The organism is Chitinophaga parva (assembly GCF_003071345.1).
GTDB lineage: Bacteria > Bacteroidota > Bacteroidia > Chitinophagales > Chitinophagaceae > Chitinophaga > Chitinophaga parva.
In genome coordinates this window covers 859,085-874,784 of the sequence record NZ_QCYK01000001.1, presented here as the reverse complement: position 1 = coordinate 874,784, position 15,700 = coordinate 859,085, and the positions used below count along the sequence as shown (strand labels likewise).

The following is a 15,700-nucleotide window of genomic DNA, read 5'->3' as shown; positions in this document are numbered from 1 at the left end:
CTGCTGTCGCTAATGGTTGACTGGGTACCACGGTGGCTATTGGCTGATAAGCTCTTTAATCGCTTTAAGAAATGCGGTCCGGTCCAGCTCTATATAGGGCAAATTTGAACCGGGATTTTCAGCCATAAACATGGCATACAGCTCTCCAAAAACATCCATGAGGCTGTTTTGGTTCACCTCGGCGATTACCACGGTCCTGGAAGCCTCGTTGCCCGGAATGGTCATCGTCTGCAGGCCATAGACCCTGGACACCGGAATGGGGGAGTGTTGCAGATAAAACACCGTCTTTCGATTGGATTTAAAGTCGATTTCTATTTCGATGGTCGGCTGGCGCCCCAACTCGTCGTGGCCCGCTTTGAGGATAAGGAGTAGATACAGCAGCGTCATAAAAGGGTCCGTCAGGCGCAGCAACATCATCTCGTGCGTGGAATACTCGCTATACTCATACCGAATGTTACCCTTGGTGATCTTAAGAGCGGAAGCCTCAAACATATTGGCAATACCACCATTGTTTAAGGGTATGACAAAATCCCAGTCCGGATGGTGGCTCTTTTTATAATAATCGTTGAGCACCAACGGCAGGTAATATCTGCCAGCCTCCTGAGAAATACGGTGGCTATAGATTTGTCGGTAAAAGTTGGAAAGACTCAAGTCTACCATCGACTTTACGCTGATGTTAAAAGACCAATGAGCCACCGCTGGCATCCGGCTGCGGGCCATGTTATCTGCATCATCAACAAGGCTGGTAGCCGGCGGAGCGGCTCCTGCCGGGAGCCCAGGCGCTGATGGTGGCACAGCCGCAGGCCCCGTGGCCGGTATCCTGATAGGGAAAACGGGTTTGGGCCCAATGGGTGGCGGGGTTACATATGGTTCATCATGAATCTCCCGCAGCAGTTCCCAGAATTTTGCCTCAAACTCCGCATCGCTAGTCATGTCCAGGGATTTCAACCCTTTTATAAAGGTTGGAGAACACTCTAAATACTTTCCCTTCCTGGCCACGGGGATAAACTTGCCGGCCACTTGGGAGGCATACAACTCCGCAGAGATCATGGAATACTCAAACCCCACCCCTCCTTTGCGGCCGTCGGCCTTCTCCTTATAGTTGGGCGTCATGATCATCACCACCTTATCTGCGGCCACAACGGATGTTTCCATAAAATGGGTGATGGACTTGCCAGCCCGGATTTCGTATTGATCCCGTAGTACTTTGACGCCTCCCTGGCTCTGCAGCCGGTCGGCCAGCGCAAGCACCCATGCCTGATGGACCGGATCATCATCCCAGCTATAGGAAAGAAATACAGTTAGATGGGCGGGCACAGCTGGGTCGCCAGCAGGTGTAGCCGCAGGAGCGGGAGTGGGTCTGGGGCCAGCCACCGGTGCAGGTGAAGACAGCGCGGATCCTGGACCAAAATAACCGTCCAGGAAGGTAGCAACCTCATCGCGCACTTCGGTGATATCGTAAGCCTTGTTGGGATAGACCGTCAGGTCAGACTTACCCCTTTTTTCTGTAATATTTACATGGTGGACAGCAGCCAGGCCCTCCAGCTGGTCCTTGATCTGGGGGTTGAGGGAGATGTCCTTTAAATACACCTTCAGGTGAGGGCCTACGTGGTCGGGGCCCAACTCGATCTTATAATTTGCCATAATCTACCTATTGGGGATTGGGGTTTTATGATTGGTCCGCAAAGGTATTTTATTTCAAGATTTACTCATTTTACCATTTTTGCATGCTTGCAATCAGTATAATAGCAACACCTTCATTTTGAGCGGTGGATTATTTCGGCCCATGGCGCTGGGACACAAAAGAAGATTACGCCGTAATGAATTCCTTTATGAATTTTGAAAATGAATCACTTTATAAAGCATTCCATCACCTGTGATAAAAGGAACAATCCTTCTGATGGGAAACTTTGATAATTCCATCTTACTAACCTTAAAATCTGTATAAACTTACTTACGCCTGGTTAGGATTTATCCATATCCATTATACCATCGGCGATGGCAGTCCAATGCTGACCCACAACCCTTCCATTTAAAATATCAATGATTCTGTTGCGTAAGTTAGGAGAGTCGGCAAGTATGCGCCCAATTCTTCTACCGATAACTCTTGCACCCACTAATTGCAGGTAGTTTCGGGCGGAATGATCGTAGAGATCAGCGGCATCTTCATGTTCGGAAAAAATGGTCTCTACTGTCAGGTCGAAGTACGCCTTAGTGATATCTTCGATATCTGTGATATCTTTTATCCTCTCTGGTCGGTCATTGCTTGAGATAATTTTTAAAAGAACCAGCCCCTCCAATGAGCAGACCTTCAATCTTAGTTCAGGGCTGATCTCAAAATAATCAGCATAAGGTAGAAGCTCCTTAAAGCCGGGAACATCCAAGATAAAAAGACGAGGACTTTCAAGACGGGCCTCCCGTAGCTCATTCTCTATCTCTCCGAAAGGTAATAGGTCTACCTCCAAAATACCTTTATAAGTAAACTTTATTGCCTCAGATGGATCAGCACTAAAATCACCTGTATCTACCAAAGCAGCTTTTATATCATAAAACTGCGCTTGGTCTGCGATCAACAATGCAATATCAATGTCCTGGGTTCTGCGGGAAGACGCATGTGTCGGATCCGCAGACAAGCCAATGTCTCTGGCCACCGCCCCTACCAAATAATATTCAATATTGAATTTTGCCAGGACATCTTGAAATTTAGAAAGCATCTCCAGTGCAATCTGGGTGAGAATATCATTCATGGAGGTAGGAATTTTTAATGCGGTTAGCTATTTCCCAATTACGACTATCTAAGCTATTTCGTAAATCTGCATACACTATCAGCGGAGGTGCGGCACCACGGTTGTGCCGATCTCCTTCCCAATCATGCCAAAATTTATCCAGAACAGTGATAGGGCCATCCTCATCGGGAACTATCCTCAGCTTACTGACAAGTTCATTTCCTGTAAAAGAGGTATATAGCGTAAATTCCTGCGGTAATAGATTAAATGTATATATATCAGCTCCAGGTTCTCCCCCCCAGTACATACCGTCGGTTGTCAGACCGCGCCAGTTATTCTCAAATTGCTTACTGGCAAACCGAAACCGTCCTTTAAATACTTTAGGTTTGAGTGTCAAAGCATACATTTCCACCCATCGCTCTATGAGTTTATCTCTTGCTGAAAATATTCCCTCATGGGTAATATAATCAGATGCCTGCAACTCCTTCCTGAGATCAGCGATATTGCCTGCAGAGATACCCGCAGCCTTGGCGATGACGCGGTAAGGTCGTTGCAGCATCGCTGGATCCTGAAGAACAACAAATAAGTATTGCAATCCGGCGCTTTTCCATATTTTACCGGTATTAGATTGCCTTACCTGCTTAACCTCCTGATCATTGATAAATATAACCAACTGGCCTGTATTTATGTAGCAATTACCACTGGCCTCCAGATAATTGCATCCCTGATGACGGAGGAACTCTTTTAACGGTGCTGGTATGTATTTAGCTACAAGTAACCATTGTTGTCTGGGAAGCATCGCTCCCAACAACTGTTCAACTCCTGCCTTCCGAACTTCACCCTTTATCTCTACACAAAGCGTCTCTGTAATTGATCCAGCCTTGATTTGAACAAAGTCGTCTACTTGTCTTGAACCAATCTCGTAGTCTACAGGCGGCTCCAGCACCCGCCTCATCGTCATGCCACTGTGCTCAGCAAAAGCTGTCATGGCAGGATGTAAAATTAACTGTTCAGCGTGCCTATCAACTAGCATTGTACATAATGTTTCAGTTGTACATGAATCATGTACAAGCAAATTTATTGTACAAAAGCGGTTTTTCCAAATATTATTGCAAATAACGGCCCTTAGATGAATCATGTACATATCTAATGCCTACAAATGGCGACCCCAACATTAAGGCAGTAATACCCTACATTGGAACTGGAATTCTAATTTGATTCACGCAAACGACCAGCAGAAAATCACCGGTGGCCTGGTCTGTTCCAACACCTGCCTGTTCCAGCATTTTATTTATATCCAGGCAGGCATTATAATGCTCTGCTAGGGAGGTCAGAACCGACCATAGCTGATCGGCTTCGCCCGCTCCAAAGGGCCAAGCATGGAAAAAAAGAGCTCCCGGGACCTTTAGTCCCACCATATCTGTTTCAATGCGCCGCTTGTAGTACTCATATCCTCCGGAGAACTCCACGGCGGTCACCCCGAAGATATACTGGTAGATGGTTTGAAACTTGGATCCCAAGCCCAGGTCAGAGACGGGCTTTACTTCTTTTACTTCGGTGAGGGGATAATTTCGGTCAAGGCTCTGGATAATAGTCTGTGCTATTGTTGACATCAATAATTTATTGGGGTATCGTCAAATCAGCCGGGAGGTACCCGCTGCCAGCGCGGTGGTGACTCTTAGCTGAGACAGGTGAGGAATCGGAAAGCAAAAAGCTAAACGGCGCGCACCTGGTCAAAGGCCTCTGCCCATCTTCCAGGGTTGCCTTCCTTGGGAAGGAAGCCATGGGCTCCACATTGCTTTATTTTTTGGATTTGATCTGGGCTGGCTCCCAAGGAGTAGGCCAAAATTCGGATTTCGGGATAGTGGGCCCGCAATTCCATGGCGGTCTCAAAGCCATCCTTAACAGGCATGCTGATATCAAGCAGGCAAATATCTGGCAGGCTTTGTCCTTTGGCCAGTTGATCGAGGAAGTCCTCCCCGTTGGTTGCTTCCGAATGAATGTCGTATCCGAACATTCCGACCATTGTTCTGGAGGTTTCCCGCATCAGGGGCTGGTCATCGACAATTGCGACGGTTAAGTGTTTAGAAGTCATCGGACGAAATAAGATTTAGGTTCAAACAATGGAAATCCTTGAAAAAAAACATGACAACAGGATGGACAAACGCCACATCCCAGGCTATAATCAGAGCAGAGCGCGTGGATAGGATTGTAAAACGGACTCTACAATGTAGTAAAAAATTCCAAAATCTTCTAGCGGTATGTGATCACATACCAAATGTTATTGAAAATCAACCCATTTTCCCGTAATGGAAACCCGGGAAAAGGAAAGCATAAAGCTCCGGTTTGCCTTGGCGCTTTTCAGGCGCCTACAGCACAATAAGCAGCTGGCTGGCCCCACCGGCCCAAGGCAAAAGCAAAGGAGTGAAACGGTTGATAGTTACCAGAAGCTGGAGCGTGCTTCTGGCATTCCCAAAGCGACCCTGATCGGAGTGTTCCAGGGAAAAATAAACGCAGCATCCACGACCCTCTTTGCCATCGCCGAAGCCCTGGATGGAGGAATGACCGCACTGGGTAGCGAGTTGGACTCCATTACCGATGAGGACCTGGCCGCCTACAAGGAAGCGCTACGCCACAGTCAAAAGGCCCGTATAGAGAAGAAGAAAAAAGGCACTCCCGGAAGGGGACGTAAGGCCAGACCCACGAAATAATCTACTCCCGCCCCTCCGTCAGCCCAAACTGGGCTGAAAGTTTGGTAAGTTGCTTAATGGACCTGGTAGCGGTTTTCTCATATATCCTTTGGGTGTGGGTGCCAACAGTAGAATAGGATATACCCAACTTATTGGCAATACCGCCTGGTTTTTCACCGCAAAGAATATAATGAAGCACTTCCAGCTCACGGTGGGACAGATCATCAAAAGGCGTCTTTCTGAAAAGGCCCCGGTATAGCGGGCCGGGTACGTCCTCAATAAAATCCCGCAGATCACTTACCAATTCCTCGTCCGGTGCCGATTTTAAAATGTACTTTTTTATACCATGATCTGCCAACACGGGCACAAATATATTGGCCGGCTGCTGGCTCAGTATTGCGACGCCGGTGTCAGGATACAATTTTCGGATCGTGGGCAGCACCTCAAGTATTTGACCATCCGGTAGCACTATGTCGGCAAGTAAATGAGTATAGGTCTTTTTATGCAAGGCGGCCATGAGCGAATGACAGTTCTCGGCCTGGTCCAAATCCGAGTACCCAAGCACTTCGGTAACGATCTTAGAGAGGCCCTGTCGGACGATGCCATGATCATCAACAATGAGTATAGATTTCATCTGCAACACAATTAAGGGGTTAAAAAACCGGACTCTATAAAAACACCTATAAACGCGATCCGTGTTATCATGTGCTCTGAATTTTTAATGATTATTCCGTCGTAAATTCCTTATCCAATTCCATTTTTGTTCACCTATTAAACCTTACCTATCATGCTAGTACCAAACGTGCCGAACGTAGTGGCTGTGGCATTGCATGCCATCCACCAACAATACGCGGAAAGCCTTAAAACAACCAAACAAGTCTCCCTGCTTTCGCTGTTTAATTCCGAAAATTTCCAATTTGATCTTTTCTGCAGTGACGCTGCAGCCCATCCTGAAATGGCCACCCTCAAACAGCGGACGACCTCCTTCGGGCAGCAATACGGGATCCTGCTGCCTGATGCAGATGCCTACATCACCTGCTCTATGTTCTTGTTCCCGGAAGCACCACTGCAAAAAATCATCACCATCTCCAAAAACTACGCGGTAGACTTTTACCTCAACGACAAAATGGGCAGAGATGCCAAGCCTACCAACCAGGAAATGCAGGTCCTTTATGAGATCAGAGACCGGCTGGCAGCCATTGGCAACGATCTCAGGCTTTCCCGTGGCGCCTCCCTGGCAGAAACAGCCAACGTAGAAGTGCTCCAGGAAATAGCCAATGGCGCCCCCAAATCCTGGTTTGACCATTTTCTCCGGCTCTACCTCACCCACATCGATGCCGCCCATAAATCATATGACGCTGCCACCCTGGGCTATATCCCATCGGTTGAAGCATATATCAAGCTCCGTGCTGACATCAGTGGCATGCCCCACACTGTGGCCATGATCGAGTATGCCAACAGCTGCTTCCTGGACTGGGACGAGCTAGAAAGCGCCGGCCTGGCCACCGATGTAAAAAAAGCCAACGAAACAGTATCCTATGTCGGCGCCCTGACCAACGATCTATTTTCTTTTGAAAAAGAAGTCATCGATTCAGCCAGTGACTCTAACCTGGTCTTTATCGTGTTGGCTAATAATTTTCGGATGCGCCTGGACGAAGCCATCCAGGTATCCGGCCATATTATCCGCCAACTACTGGCCGACTACACCGAAACTATCCAACGCATCGAGGACAGCATGGAAACGCTGCCCGAAATGTCAAAGACCAATTTGACAAATTATTTAAAGGGACTAAAGGCCGTACTACAAGCCTGCTGGACCTGGCAAACTTATACCCAGCGATATAAGCGCCCAGTCTCCATCTGGCAAGAGACCAGCCAAAAAGAAAAGGTAACGATGAAAGTCTAAAGTGTCTTTTTCATAGGGAAGGTTATGTCAAAGACACTACCGGTCGGCTGGGTTTCCACAACGATCTTGGCCCCCATGATATTAACCAAGTGTTTTACTATATAGAGCCCCAGGCCAACGCCATCGGGATTGGCTGGGGTTTTCTCCGTTACATAGGGCTTAAATAATAAGCCCACTTTATCCTCTTTAATCCCGCGCCCCTGGTCCCTTAACCGAAACTGCCAGTAATCGCCAAAGTTCTGAATATGGATACTGACGACGGTATCGGGCTCGGTAAATTTGATTGCGTTGGTGAGCAGGTTGTGTACGATCCTGCCAAATTTTAGCTTGTCAGCAATGAGCAAATCCGGGAAGCCCATAGAAAATTCGATTTTGGCCGTGACACCCCTGGCCGCCATGCTGTGCTTGTGCTTAGATACGATTTTTGTCACCTCGGCCTTAATGTCGATTGCCTGCAGGTCGATCTCATTAAAGCTGGCGTCTTTGAATTTGGAAAGCTCCATAAAATCCTCCAGCATTTCCCGGTACTGATTGGAGGCATTAATAAGACTGAGCGTGTCTTCCGGCCTTATGATTACACCCTTGGTCGATTTTGCGTGAAGGGCATAGATTTCGGTTGAAACGCCAATATAAGGGCCCCTGAGATCGTGGGCAATGTGTTGAAAGAGTAAGTTCTTTAACTCGTTGCGCTCCTCTTCCACAATAAGAGAGGCCTTCACTGTTTTGTGATAGCTGTGCAGATCAATAAGCATCTGCGTATTTTTGCGGTAAAGCTGAAATATTTTGAGTGTAAGGCTAATGACAACCGCATAGACCAGCCAACGGACTATATGCTGGACGACGAATGAAAAATGAGTAGGAGGTATGATCTCCAGCTCACTGTTAACCTCCATACAAACCAGCAGTAGCAGGTTAAAACAGATGACCAGATTACGGATCCGCCTCTTGGAAAAAAGATAGTATATGAGCCCGAATAAAAAAAGGATCATCAGTTGCGACTCCGACACCCTCCCCAGGATGGCCGTAAAATAAAATGTTGCGACGCTGATGGTAATGTAAAAACAAAAATTTGCCAGCATGAACCGCTTGCGCCGGTTAAGTTCAATGATCCCATAAACGATGCCCGCTTCCAGGTAGGCTCCAATCGGTATGAGTATATTCTTGCTGAGAAAATAAAAGATTGCGCCAGAGACAAAGTTGAGCAAGATCACATAAAGACAAAGCAGGTTTACACCTATGCAAATATTTCGATTAATGTCGTAGGCTGGCAGATCGCCAGTACCGGCATACTTCAGGGACTTAACAAACGTTCGGATCATTAGCTAATAGGTTTAATGGAGTATGGTCCAACCATACCACAGTGCCTTCCCACGCGATCCATTAAGGAAGCACTAAAAACTGGTGCATAAATATGCAAAAAATTTGAAATCGCTCAAAATGAGGCCCTATTTTTTCAACTTTGTCGAACCTGATTCCAGTTGATTGAGGATGATGCTGGAAATGGTTTTGGAAGGAACTTTAAAGAACCGTGCGATAGCCCTGATCTCGCGGATGCGCAATGGGTCCGGATTGGATGCCAGACGACCGAGACGCTTATAGTTCATGCCCAGCTGCTTGGAGACAAATGTCCTGTTGGAGTATACGAAGATGCCTGAGAAGGTAACGATCTTGCCCTCTTGGAGCAGACCAGTGGTTAATTTTATTTTTTCAAGATTTTTGTCGAGTCTTTTTTTTGCCTCGTTCATTCATCAAAAATGCATGTAAGCATTGGAATGTCAATGAAATAGGGCGGTTTTGTTCATCATTTGGGCTCCAAATCGACCCATGATGGGCTCCTTTTCTACCAATTAGTGTCGTAAGATTATGACATGGGTATTTGCGAACGCGTACTACATTGCGATTTCAGCCGTCCCGAAGACGGCTAAAGACTCGGTGACAGCTCGAGATTAGTTCCCCCGGCCTCCGGGGGATTTTATGAGAAAACAATTGTCCTTAGCCCCACATGCAACTCAAGGGGTTTACAGGCCAATTTATAAGATATTAGGTTATGGTTATGATTAGTAGCACGGCACACCTTTAAAGAGGTCAGGCAGGGCGTGCCGTGCCCTAAAACACGGTCTTGACCGATTGCCAAATCATTGCAGATGAAAACCATATCCTTATTATCCTGTTGGGTGATACTGACTTTTACTATCGTCCATGGCCAGCAAGCTAACCCTGGAAAGCAGGCACAGCGCACAGACCTGCTTAAGCGAATCTGGAAGGTATCCCTGGAACAAACAACCCCCAGGGTCTACGACACTTTGGATAAATCTGTGGGCTACAAGATCGTCTTCCCTGACAGTGCTGTCCGCATCAGCAGTCGCCGGCTGGATCAACTGGCCAAAAATGCCATCATGGTTATGGCCTCCATCGGGCTGATTGACTCCACTACCACCGACTCCGTATCAATGGACCTGTACGGATCCTCCGATAAAAAACCCGCCTTCAGCAAACGATATGGCCTGGCAGCCCTGCTGGCCAGCTTTAGAACCACAGCCGACAAGGTCTATGGCCTGTTCAGCCTTTGCCCTTATCGCAACATCGTCTACCCCAGGGCCGCTTCCTTAAACGCAGATATCTCCCCCTCTATTGATGTTCGTTCTCCAATGAGCGACTGTGGATATATTGGCCTCTGTTTTAGCCTGATCATTACAAAATATTTTGACGGCGCCAGCGGTAGGATCCAGACCCTGCGCTTTACCTGGTCAGATGGCACCGGCCAGCCGGTCCTGCAATCCTTTTCACGTACAGACAACTCTTACCTGGCACAAGAAAACGCTTTCCTTTAATCATTGCTTATCTCAAAATCATCCACATTTATGAAGATTGTAGTTTGGGCTATAGGGCTCATTTTTCTTATCATTGTATTCTATGAGGTCGCAACCATTCCCCCAGCAACCATGACGATGGAGGTAAAAAACATGCCATTAACCACCTTTCTGGATTCGGCAAAGACATACCTGCAGTTTACCTGGTATGCCAGCGATGACTCCGTTGTTAAAAGATTTCTTCCGCTAACCCTCCACCTAAAAAACACCAACCTGAATGATCTTGTTGATAGCCTGAAAGCAAAAGAACCATTGGTCAATTTTTCGGTTCAAAGAGTGGGAGCGTACAACTGCTTTATAGAAATATCGGCTGCCTTAAAATAGCCAATAATCGTGAAAAGTGTTATCTCCATATCATTGTCAAAATACCTGCGCACCGCAGGCATGCTCCTGGCCCTCTTCTATGGCAGCACCACCACCGCCCAGGATGACTACAGGCCACCCATCCGGGAAGCTAAACTCCAAATCCTCGAACGTTTGTGGCAGAAGCATCTTTATTGCGCTGACCTGCAGCCGGGTCAGACCGGTGATCATATGCTGCTCGTTTTGCCGGACAGTGAACAGGTACACAGCTATGATACCATCATCGACTGTATGCTGGCCATCTACCAGGGCTACATCGCACACAACTCCGAGTACAACGTAGAAAGCGTCTTTGTTAGCGTGAGCCTGCAAAGCGATAGTACCATTCCAGTAGCCAACGGATACTGCAAAATCCCCTGCGAACTATTTGCCGACCTCAAAACAGAAAACTATCTATCCTACCTGCTGCACCTGTCCCCCTATGCGCTCGGCTCGTTTATGGAAAAGGACGAGATCGTGGCGCGGCTCAAATACCCAGAGGCCTGGAATAAACGAACCGTCCCAGTGGCCAAGGCTTACCTGCGGGACCTGACAGGGGTAGTGGGCAAGCACTTTTTTTTTGAAACCACCCCTTTTACCCGGCTGCTGATCATCTGGAAAGACAACAAGGGCGCCATTCTTCCGCAAACATATTTACCACTGTCCCATGCCTTTAAAAAAGCTGTTCGCAGTTACCCGTAGGGGCACCCTGGCCCTAACAACCGGAATACTGGTGGTGGCCGCCTGCAACAAGACCCTGGCCCAGGGCGCCGTGATCCTTTCCGATCACAAGCTCACCTATGAAGAAAAGCGAAGGATGCTGGAGGGACTATGGGAAAGACCCCTGGGCTGGTATCCTGCAAAACAATCCCAATGCTGTGACCTTATTTCAATGCGACTATCAGATTCCGCCATCGCTAAAGGCAAGGCCCGGCTGGACACTCTCAGTTATTGCTATGCTCAACTTTACAATGCATACGCGCTACAGTCCCCTGACCACACCCCAGATTCGGTCCAGGTTATTTTCACCAACGGCACCGATTCTTTAACCCCCGTCTACAGCTCCAGGTTCTCCGTTAAGCAACTCAGAAAAAAGCGCCTCTCAGGCTATGATCTATGTCTGTCATTAGCCTTTTTTAGCAACAACCCGGCGGTAGCTTTTCCCCAGCCAGGAGAGCTGGTGATCTATTTCACAAAACCTACCCCCTTCGATCTTAAGATGGAAACATGGTATCATATCTGGATATCCTCCATGGCAGCTATCATGGGAAAGTATTTCCTGGCTCACGACCGCAAATACATACGGCTGATGATCTTGTGGGAGGACCCATTCGGCGTACTGCTGCATAATTTTTCAGAGCCCCGAAGCGATGTATTTAAAGCATTCTCCAAATGGTTTTAAGCAGCCGCCACGGCCCCTTTTAACAACCACTGCGGCGAGATTGCGCTCCCATTTTTCTATTTCCAGCTGGCCTTAAACTATCCTGCTATTTTTTGGTCCAGGTTACAAATAGTATGTATTTTCCCTTCCCCGACCGCCCGACTTTTAATAACTGACAAAACGAAAACCTATGCGTAAACTCGTCTTTTCATTTTGGCGGCAGGCCTTTATGGCGCTCGGTTGTACTGCTGCTTCGCTGCTGACCTATAGCCAAGGTCAGACATCCGGCCAGACGGCCGACTCTATCCAGATATCCAACGTCCAGGCAACCGGCGATCCGCTCACCGGACAGGTAAAGGTAACGATGGACTTTACCAATCACTACTCCCGGCCAGTTCGGGTCCACCTGGTTCTTGGCGGCTTTGATGGGCTGGGGCTCACCGATAACAAAGGAGGCAAATATAAAATCCATACCACCGACCAACTGGCAGGTACCGCCGATATCAACAAAGGGTTTAATAATATTACCTCCGTGCAGTTTGGCGACAAAAGATACAAATGGCTAACATTCGTAGAGCAGCAATTGACGCCAGGTGCCAGTCGCCAACTCTCCATCGGTATTCCCAAAGTAAGCCCATCGGTGACGGAGTTTAACGAGATAAATACCCGGCGCCAGGTTTCAATCAATTATGCAATGGTGGCTGATCACGTAGTAAAGCTGCCGGCGGTTCCCATCCAGTGGAAACGCCTTTCCAAATAATACGGATCCTGGTCCCATTTATTCAACCAGAACACGGGCCCACACGTGTTCTGGTTTTTTTAGCGATATCACTTCCTGGCTTCCTACTCCTTTCTTGCCACGGACTTGCCTACCCACTCGCTTCATTACCGGTTATAAATATTTTCCCCACCTACGGAGAAGTTACATATATGCCCTCTGCCGGCTGGTAGTTTTGTCCCTGTGAAATAAATGACATGGATATCGATACCACCAGGACCTATATTATGGTTCCAGCGGAAGAATTTACCGCGCTAAAATCAGCCTTGGCCCAGATTTCAAGCGATCTTGCAGAACTTAAAAACAGCCGTGTCTCTCCCGGCCCAAAAGCTGATTACATCCTGGCCGAAGAATTCATGCAACTCACGCACATCAAAAAATCCAAATTCTATGACATGGTCAACAACAATAAAATCCGGGTGATTCGCAAGCTGCGAAAAACCTACGTCCTGGCAACAGAGGTAAAGCGGTATTTTATCGATCCTGAAATGTCATAGCCGCCGGCAAAGGCAGGCTGTTTCCGCCTGCGACCCACTCACATCCACTACTAATACTATGACCAATCCGCAACCGCACCATGGGCCCACACAGATGGAAGTAGTAAAGTACTTCTTGCGGCTCGGCCTTGAGCAGAAACACGCAGATGCCTTCTTTTACTATTACAGCCTGGTCAAATGGGAAATTCATCCCGGCCAGCACGTAAGGAACTGGAAGGTCCTTGCCTACAATTGGGTAAAATCCTTTTCAGTGGCTGCGCCCGTTCAGCGTAGATCGATCCGCAAGCCAAGATAGCAACCAAGCAATTTTAAAATCCTAACTCCGTGATCACCACCAAGGCTAAGGCCTTTTGTGCTTTAAGCCGATTCCTGTTCTTTAAGGTACCGTGTGCGTGTCCAGCAGTTGAGCCAAACGAAGATCAAGTATGAGACATGGTAGCCTTTTTAGCGGCCTGGGAGGTTTTGACCTTGCCGCCGCATCCCAGGGATGGGACAACTGCTTCCAGGTGGAGAAAGACCCTTTCTGCCTGACCGTGCTGCGCAAGCATTTTCCCACGGTCCCAAAACACACCGATATCCTCACCTTTAATCCTGAGCCTTATGTCAACGCAATTGACGTTATTTCAGGCGGCTTTCCATGCCAGCCATTTTCCGTCGCCGGACAACGAAAAGGAACTGCAGATGACCGCTATCTCTGGCCGGCAATGCTTAGAGTTATTTGCGCGATTTCACCCCGATGGGTCGTGGCAGAAAACGTTCATGGCCTACTTAGTCTTGACAGGGGAATGGTCTTCGAACAGGTGCTCTCTGACTTGGAAGCTGCGGGGTACGAAGTACAATCGGTTGTTCTTCCAGCTGCAGGTGTCGGTGCGCCGCACATCCGCAACCGGGTCTTCATTATTGCCCACACCGCTGCCCCAGGACATAGGAGCGGTGCTGGTACGGCCGCGACGGGGAAGGGGGCGACCCGGCAAAAACGTAAAGGCCTTTTCAGGACACCTTTCGAGGATGGCTATGCGGGGCATGCTGCCTACGCCAACCGCCACAGATTACAAAGGGACCGTGAGTCAGCAGGCCCTTACCAGGAAAGACGGAAAGTCAAGGGCAGACACACTCCGAAATTTGCCCGTGCTGATTGGCGAACCTGGCCAACTCAACCCCCTGTTTGTGGCCGAGATGATGGGCTTTCCCATCAGTTGGACGGTATCTCCTTTTCAGCGTGGCGGCAGAAAAGCATCCAGGCATTAGGTGGCGCCGTCGTGCCGGAACTTCCTTTCCAGATTTTTCGCTCCATTGATAATTGGGAAAAATCAACGGCCAGTAAAATACCGTCGCCGCGCTAAAAGCCTATCCCCTCAAACCGCTGGCTTCTCATTTTGAAATAACGCTATCATGAGCCTGTTTTATCATATACTGGAGGATACACAACACCTGCTAACCGAAAAAGGGTTCGATGAGACCAGTCTTAATAGCCCGGACAAACCCGGCTGGTTATTTCAGCAACTACGTAACCAACTCAGTCTTGCGCTACGGGAAAGCCTCGCATATAAAGAACCGGTAGCCTTTCAACTTAGGGCAACGGGCTTTTTTAATGAGGACAGGGACATCGTGCTTTTTAATCTACACTTTCTTTTTGACGCGGGCGCCGGCACCCTGGCTATTCCACAGCTGGAGATGCACTATAACAAGCGAACCCTTTCGCTCAAGTTACAGGACCCCTCTGGGCTGCCTCATTCCAGCCAGGCTGTCTCCCTGTTTGCCAAGCCGCAGCTACTGCAGCGACCTGTGAAGGCAAAGGCGCCGGTAGGAAAGTCGTCCGCATCGCAAACGATTAACCGATCTAAAAAACCATGAAGCCGAGAAACATAGAGATTGAACTGGAGATCGCAGCCGTCCTGCTGGTCGGAAAGAAATACCTGGATATGGGCGGAACCACCTCAGAGGATTACCTATTTAACCTCCGCTCCAAAATACACGGTCAACTGCTGGAAAAGGCCCCCTATGGTGTCGCGTTGGATCCTGCAGACAAAAAATCTACCATCACCATGGATGCCCAGCGACAGTATGGTGCCCGCCATGCAACATTACAATTTGAGTACAGCCTCCAGGTGGAAACCCGTGAACTGGTTCTTCAAAAGATGATCATGGAACTAAGCTCAAAACCAGGACAACCACTGGTTTGGCAAAAGTCAAGCGGAGAAAAACTGCCTTCCTCAGACAAGGCGTTCTTTCTCATTGAAGGTAAAAAGCACCAGGACAGAAAAGACGGCCTTGGCCGCCAGATCAAGGGTGGATATTATAGCAACAGACGTAAAAAGTAAATGGCGCTATTACCACCGAATTCTATTTGCCTCCGACCAGAGACCATTCTATCTGTCTGCCACCTGAATGCTAACCAGCCAGCCATCGTTATGGGAACCAGACCATCGATACATCTTCAAGGCGGCCAGGTTATAGCTACGATCCTTCAGCACCCTCGCAGCATCCTTGATAAGACGCCACATAAGGAA

General features: G+C 48.2%; 19 protein-coding genes. 11 read left to right on the top strand and 8 right to left on the bottom strand.

The features are described 5' to 3' along the window. Positions 1–36: 36 nt before the first annotated feature. From DCC81_RS03885 to DCC81_RS03865, 5 genes are all read right to left on the bottom strand, one after another. On the bottom strand, positions 37–1,644 hold the full coding sequence (locus tag DCC81_RS03885) for a toll/interleukin-1 receptor domain-containing protein (RefSeq protein WP_108685274.1): 1,608 nt from the start codon (positions 1,642–1,644) through the stop codon (positions 37–39). A gap of 320 nt (positions 1,645–1,964) precedes the next feature. Continuing rightward, on the bottom strand, positions 1,965–2,747 hold the full coding sequence (locus DCC81_RS03880; RefSeq protein ID WP_108685273.1) for a hypothetical protein: 783 nt from the start codon (positions 2,745–2,747) through the stop codon (positions 1,965–1,967). Next, positions 2,740–3,759, bottom strand: coding sequence for a type IV toxin-antitoxin system AbiEi family antitoxin (locus DCC81_RS03875; RefSeq protein ID WP_165806427.1), 1,020 nt, complete (start codon positions 3,757–3,759; stop codon positions 2,740–2,742). The genes DCC81_RS03880 and DCC81_RS03875 overlap by 8 nt, the downstream gene beginning before the upstream one ends. A 157-nt stretch (positions 3,760–3,916) precedes the next feature. Beyond that, positions 3,917–4,339, bottom strand: coding sequence for a hypothetical protein (locus tag DCC81_RS03870; RefSeq protein WP_108685271.1), 423 nt, complete (start codon positions 4,337–4,339; stop codon positions 3,917–3,919). Between the two features lie 101 nt (positions 4,340–4,440). Then, positions 4,441–4,821 carry a response regulator gene (locus DCC81_RS03865; RefSeq protein ID WP_108685270.1) on the bottom strand — a complete coding sequence of 127 codons (381 nt, stop codon included), beginning with the start codon at positions 4,819–4,821 and terminating at the stop codon, positions 4,441–4,443. Between the two features lie 256 nt (positions 4,822–5,077). Between DCC81_RS03865 and DCC81_RS03860 the strand changes: the two genes are divergently transcribed. Continuing rightward, entirely contained in the window at positions 5,078–5,437 is a 360-nt protein-coding gene (locus tag DCC81_RS03860) for a hypothetical protein (protein ID WP_133177536.1), read from the top strand. Between the two features lies 1 nt (position 5,438). Here DCC81_RS03860 and DCC81_RS03855 read toward each other — a convergent pair whose 3' ends face one another. Beyond that, on the bottom strand, positions 5,439–6,050 hold the full coding sequence (locus DCC81_RS03855; RefSeq protein ID WP_108685268.1) for a response regulator transcription factor: 612 nt from the start codon (positions 6,048–6,050) through the stop codon (positions 5,439–5,441). Between the two features lie 153 nt (positions 6,051–6,203). Between DCC81_RS03855 and DCC81_RS03850 the strand changes: the two genes are divergently transcribed. Then, positions 6,204–7,322 carry a terpene synthase family protein gene (locus tag DCC81_RS03850; RefSeq protein WP_108685267.1) on the top strand — a complete coding sequence of 373 codons (1,119 nt, stop codon included), beginning with the start codon at positions 6,204–6,206 and terminating at the stop codon, positions 7,320–7,322. On the opposite strand, the gene DCC81_RS03845 is transcribed toward DCC81_RS03850, so the two are convergent. Further along, positions 7,319–8,641 (bottom strand): sensor histidine kinase, encoded by a 1,323-nt coding sequence (locus DCC81_RS03845; protein ID WP_108685266.1) that lies wholly within the window; start codon positions 8,639–8,641, stop codon positions 7,319–7,321. The genes DCC81_RS03850 and DCC81_RS03845 overlap by 4 nt on opposite strands. Positions 8,642–8,767: 126 nt before the next feature. Then, the gene (locus DCC81_RS03840) at positions 8,768–9,067 is read right to left on the bottom strand and encodes a hypothetical protein (protein ID WP_108685265.1); all 300 of its coding nucleotides are present in this window, start codon (positions 9,065–9,067) and stop codon (positions 8,768–8,770) included. 399 nt (positions 9,068–9,466) lie between these two features. Here DCC81_RS03840 and DCC81_RS03835 point away from each other — a divergent pair, with 399 nt between their 5' ends. From DCC81_RS03835 to DCC81_RS03790, 9 genes are all read left to right on the top strand, one after another. Continuing rightward, positions 9,467–10,153 (top strand): hypothetical protein, encoded by a 687-nt coding sequence (locus tag DCC81_RS03835; protein ID WP_108685264.1) that lies wholly within the window; start codon positions 9,467–9,469, stop codon positions 10,151–10,153. Between the two features lie 30 nt (positions 10,154–10,183). Beyond that, on the top strand, positions 10,184–10,516 hold the full coding sequence (locus DCC81_RS03830; protein ID WP_108685263.1) for a hypothetical protein: 333 nt from the start codon (positions 10,184–10,186) through the stop codon (positions 10,514–10,516). Between the two features lie 9 nt (positions 10,517–10,525). Continuing rightward, positions 10,526–11,236, top strand: a complete 711-nt coding sequence (locus DCC81_RS03825) for a hypothetical protein (RefSeq protein ID WP_133177535.1) — start codon at positions 10,526–10,528, stop codon at positions 11,234–11,236. Beyond that, positions 11,202–11,936 carry a hypothetical protein gene (locus DCC81_RS03820; protein WP_108685261.1) on the top strand — a complete coding sequence of 245 codons (735 nt, stop codon included), beginning with the start codon at positions 11,202–11,204 and terminating at the stop codon, positions 11,934–11,936. The genes DCC81_RS03825 and DCC81_RS03820 overlap by 35 nt, the downstream gene beginning before the upstream one ends. 169 nt (positions 11,937–12,105) lie before the next feature. Next, positions 12,106–12,675: a hypothetical protein gene (locus DCC81_RS03815; protein ID WP_108685260.1), complete on the top strand. Its 570-nt coding sequence runs from the start codon at positions 12,106–12,108 to the stop codon at positions 12,673–12,675. Between the two features lie 215 nt (positions 12,676–12,890). Beyond that, on the top strand, positions 12,891–13,190 hold the full coding sequence (locus DCC81_RS03810; protein ID WP_108685259.1) for a helix-turn-helix domain-containing protein: 300 nt from the start codon (positions 12,891–12,893) through the stop codon (positions 13,188–13,190). Between the two features lie 425 nt (positions 13,191–13,615). After that, positions 13,616–14,533, top strand: coding sequence for a DNA cytosine methyltransferase (locus tag DCC81_RS03800; protein ID WP_108685257.1), 918 nt, complete (start codon positions 13,616–13,618; stop codon positions 14,531–14,533). Between the two features lie 49 nt (positions 14,534–14,582). Beyond that, entirely contained in the window at positions 14,583–15,044 is a 462-nt protein-coding gene (locus DCC81_RS03795; protein ID WP_108685256.1) for a hypothetical protein, read from the top strand. Beyond that, positions 15,041–15,511 (top strand): hypothetical protein, encoded by a 471-nt coding sequence (locus DCC81_RS03790; RefSeq protein ID WP_108685255.1) that lies wholly within the window; start codon positions 15,041–15,043, stop codon positions 15,509–15,511. The genes DCC81_RS03795 and DCC81_RS03790 overlap by 4 nt, the downstream gene beginning before the upstream one ends. The last annotated feature ends 189 nt before the right edge of the window (positions 15,512–15,700 follow it).

What these genes read in the sequence shown, in the direction of transcription:
- DCC81_RS03800 (WP_108685257.1), top strand. Translation starts at nt 13,616, where the DNA reads ATGAGACATGGTAGCCTTTTTAGCGGCCTGGGAGGTTTTGACCTTGCC.
- DCC81_RS03865 (WP_108685270.1), bottom strand. Translation starts at nt 4,821, where the DNA reads ATGACTTCTAAACACTTAACCGTCGCAATTGTCGATGACCAGCCCCTG.
- DCC81_RS03835 (WP_108685264.1), top strand. Translation starts at nt 9,467, where the DNA reads ATGAAAACCATATCCTTATTATCCTGTTGGGTGATACTGACTTTTACT.
- DCC81_RS03880 (WP_108685273.1), bottom strand. Translation starts at nt 2,747, where the DNA reads ATGAATGATATTCTCACCCAGATTGCACTGGAGATGCTTTCTAAATTT.
- DCC81_RS03810 (WP_108685259.1), top strand. Translation starts at nt 12,891, where the DNA reads ATGGATATCGATACCACCAGGACCTATATTATGGTTCCAGCGGAAGAA.
- DCC81_RS03885 (WP_108685274.1), bottom strand. Translation starts at nt 1,644, where the DNA reads ATGGCAAATTATAAGATCGAGTTGGGCCCCGACCACGTAGGCCCTCAC.
- DCC81_RS03790 (WP_108685255.1), top strand. Translation starts at nt 15,041, where the DNA reads ATGAAGCCGAGAAACATAGAGATTGAACTGGAGATCGCAGCCGTCCTG.
- DCC81_RS03875 (WP_165806427.1), bottom strand. Translation starts at nt 3,759, where the DNA reads ATGCTAGTTGATAGGCACGCTGAACAGTTAATTTTACATCCTGCCATG.
- DCC81_RS03845 (WP_108685266.1), bottom strand. Translation starts at nt 8,641, where the DNA reads ATGATCCGAACGTTTGTTAAGTCCCTGAAGTATGCCGGTACTGGCGAT.
- DCC81_RS03820 (WP_108685261.1), top strand. Translation starts at nt 11,202, where the DNA reads ATGCCTTTAAAAAAGCTGTTCGCAGTTACCCGTAGGGGCACCCTGGCC.
- DCC81_RS03795 (WP_108685256.1), top strand. Translation starts at nt 14,583, where the DNA reads ATGAGCCTGTTTTATCATATACTGGAGGATACACAACACCTGCTAACC.
- DCC81_RS03870 (WP_108685271.1), bottom strand. Translation starts at nt 4,339, where the DNA reads ATGTCAACAATAGCACAGACTATTATCCAGAGCCTTGACCGAAATTAT.
- DCC81_RS03830 (WP_108685263.1), top strand. Translation starts at nt 10,184, where the DNA reads ATGAAGATTGTAGTTTGGGCTATAGGGCTCATTTTTCTTATCATTGTA.
- DCC81_RS03840 (WP_108685265.1), bottom strand. Translation starts at nt 9,067, where the DNA reads ATGAACGAGGCAAAAAAAAGACTCGACAAAAATCTTGAAAAAATAAAA.
- DCC81_RS03850 (WP_108685267.1), top strand. Translation starts at nt 6,204, where the DNA reads ATGCTAGTACCAAACGTGCCGAACGTAGTGGCTGTGGCATTGCATGCC.
- DCC81_RS03855 (WP_108685268.1), bottom strand. Translation starts at nt 6,050, where the DNA reads ATGAAATCTATACTCATTGTTGATGATCATGGCATCGTCCGACAGGGC.
- DCC81_RS03815 (WP_108685260.1), top strand. Translation starts at nt 12,106, where the DNA reads ATGCGTAAACTCGTCTTTTCATTTTGGCGGCAGGCCTTTATGGCGCTC.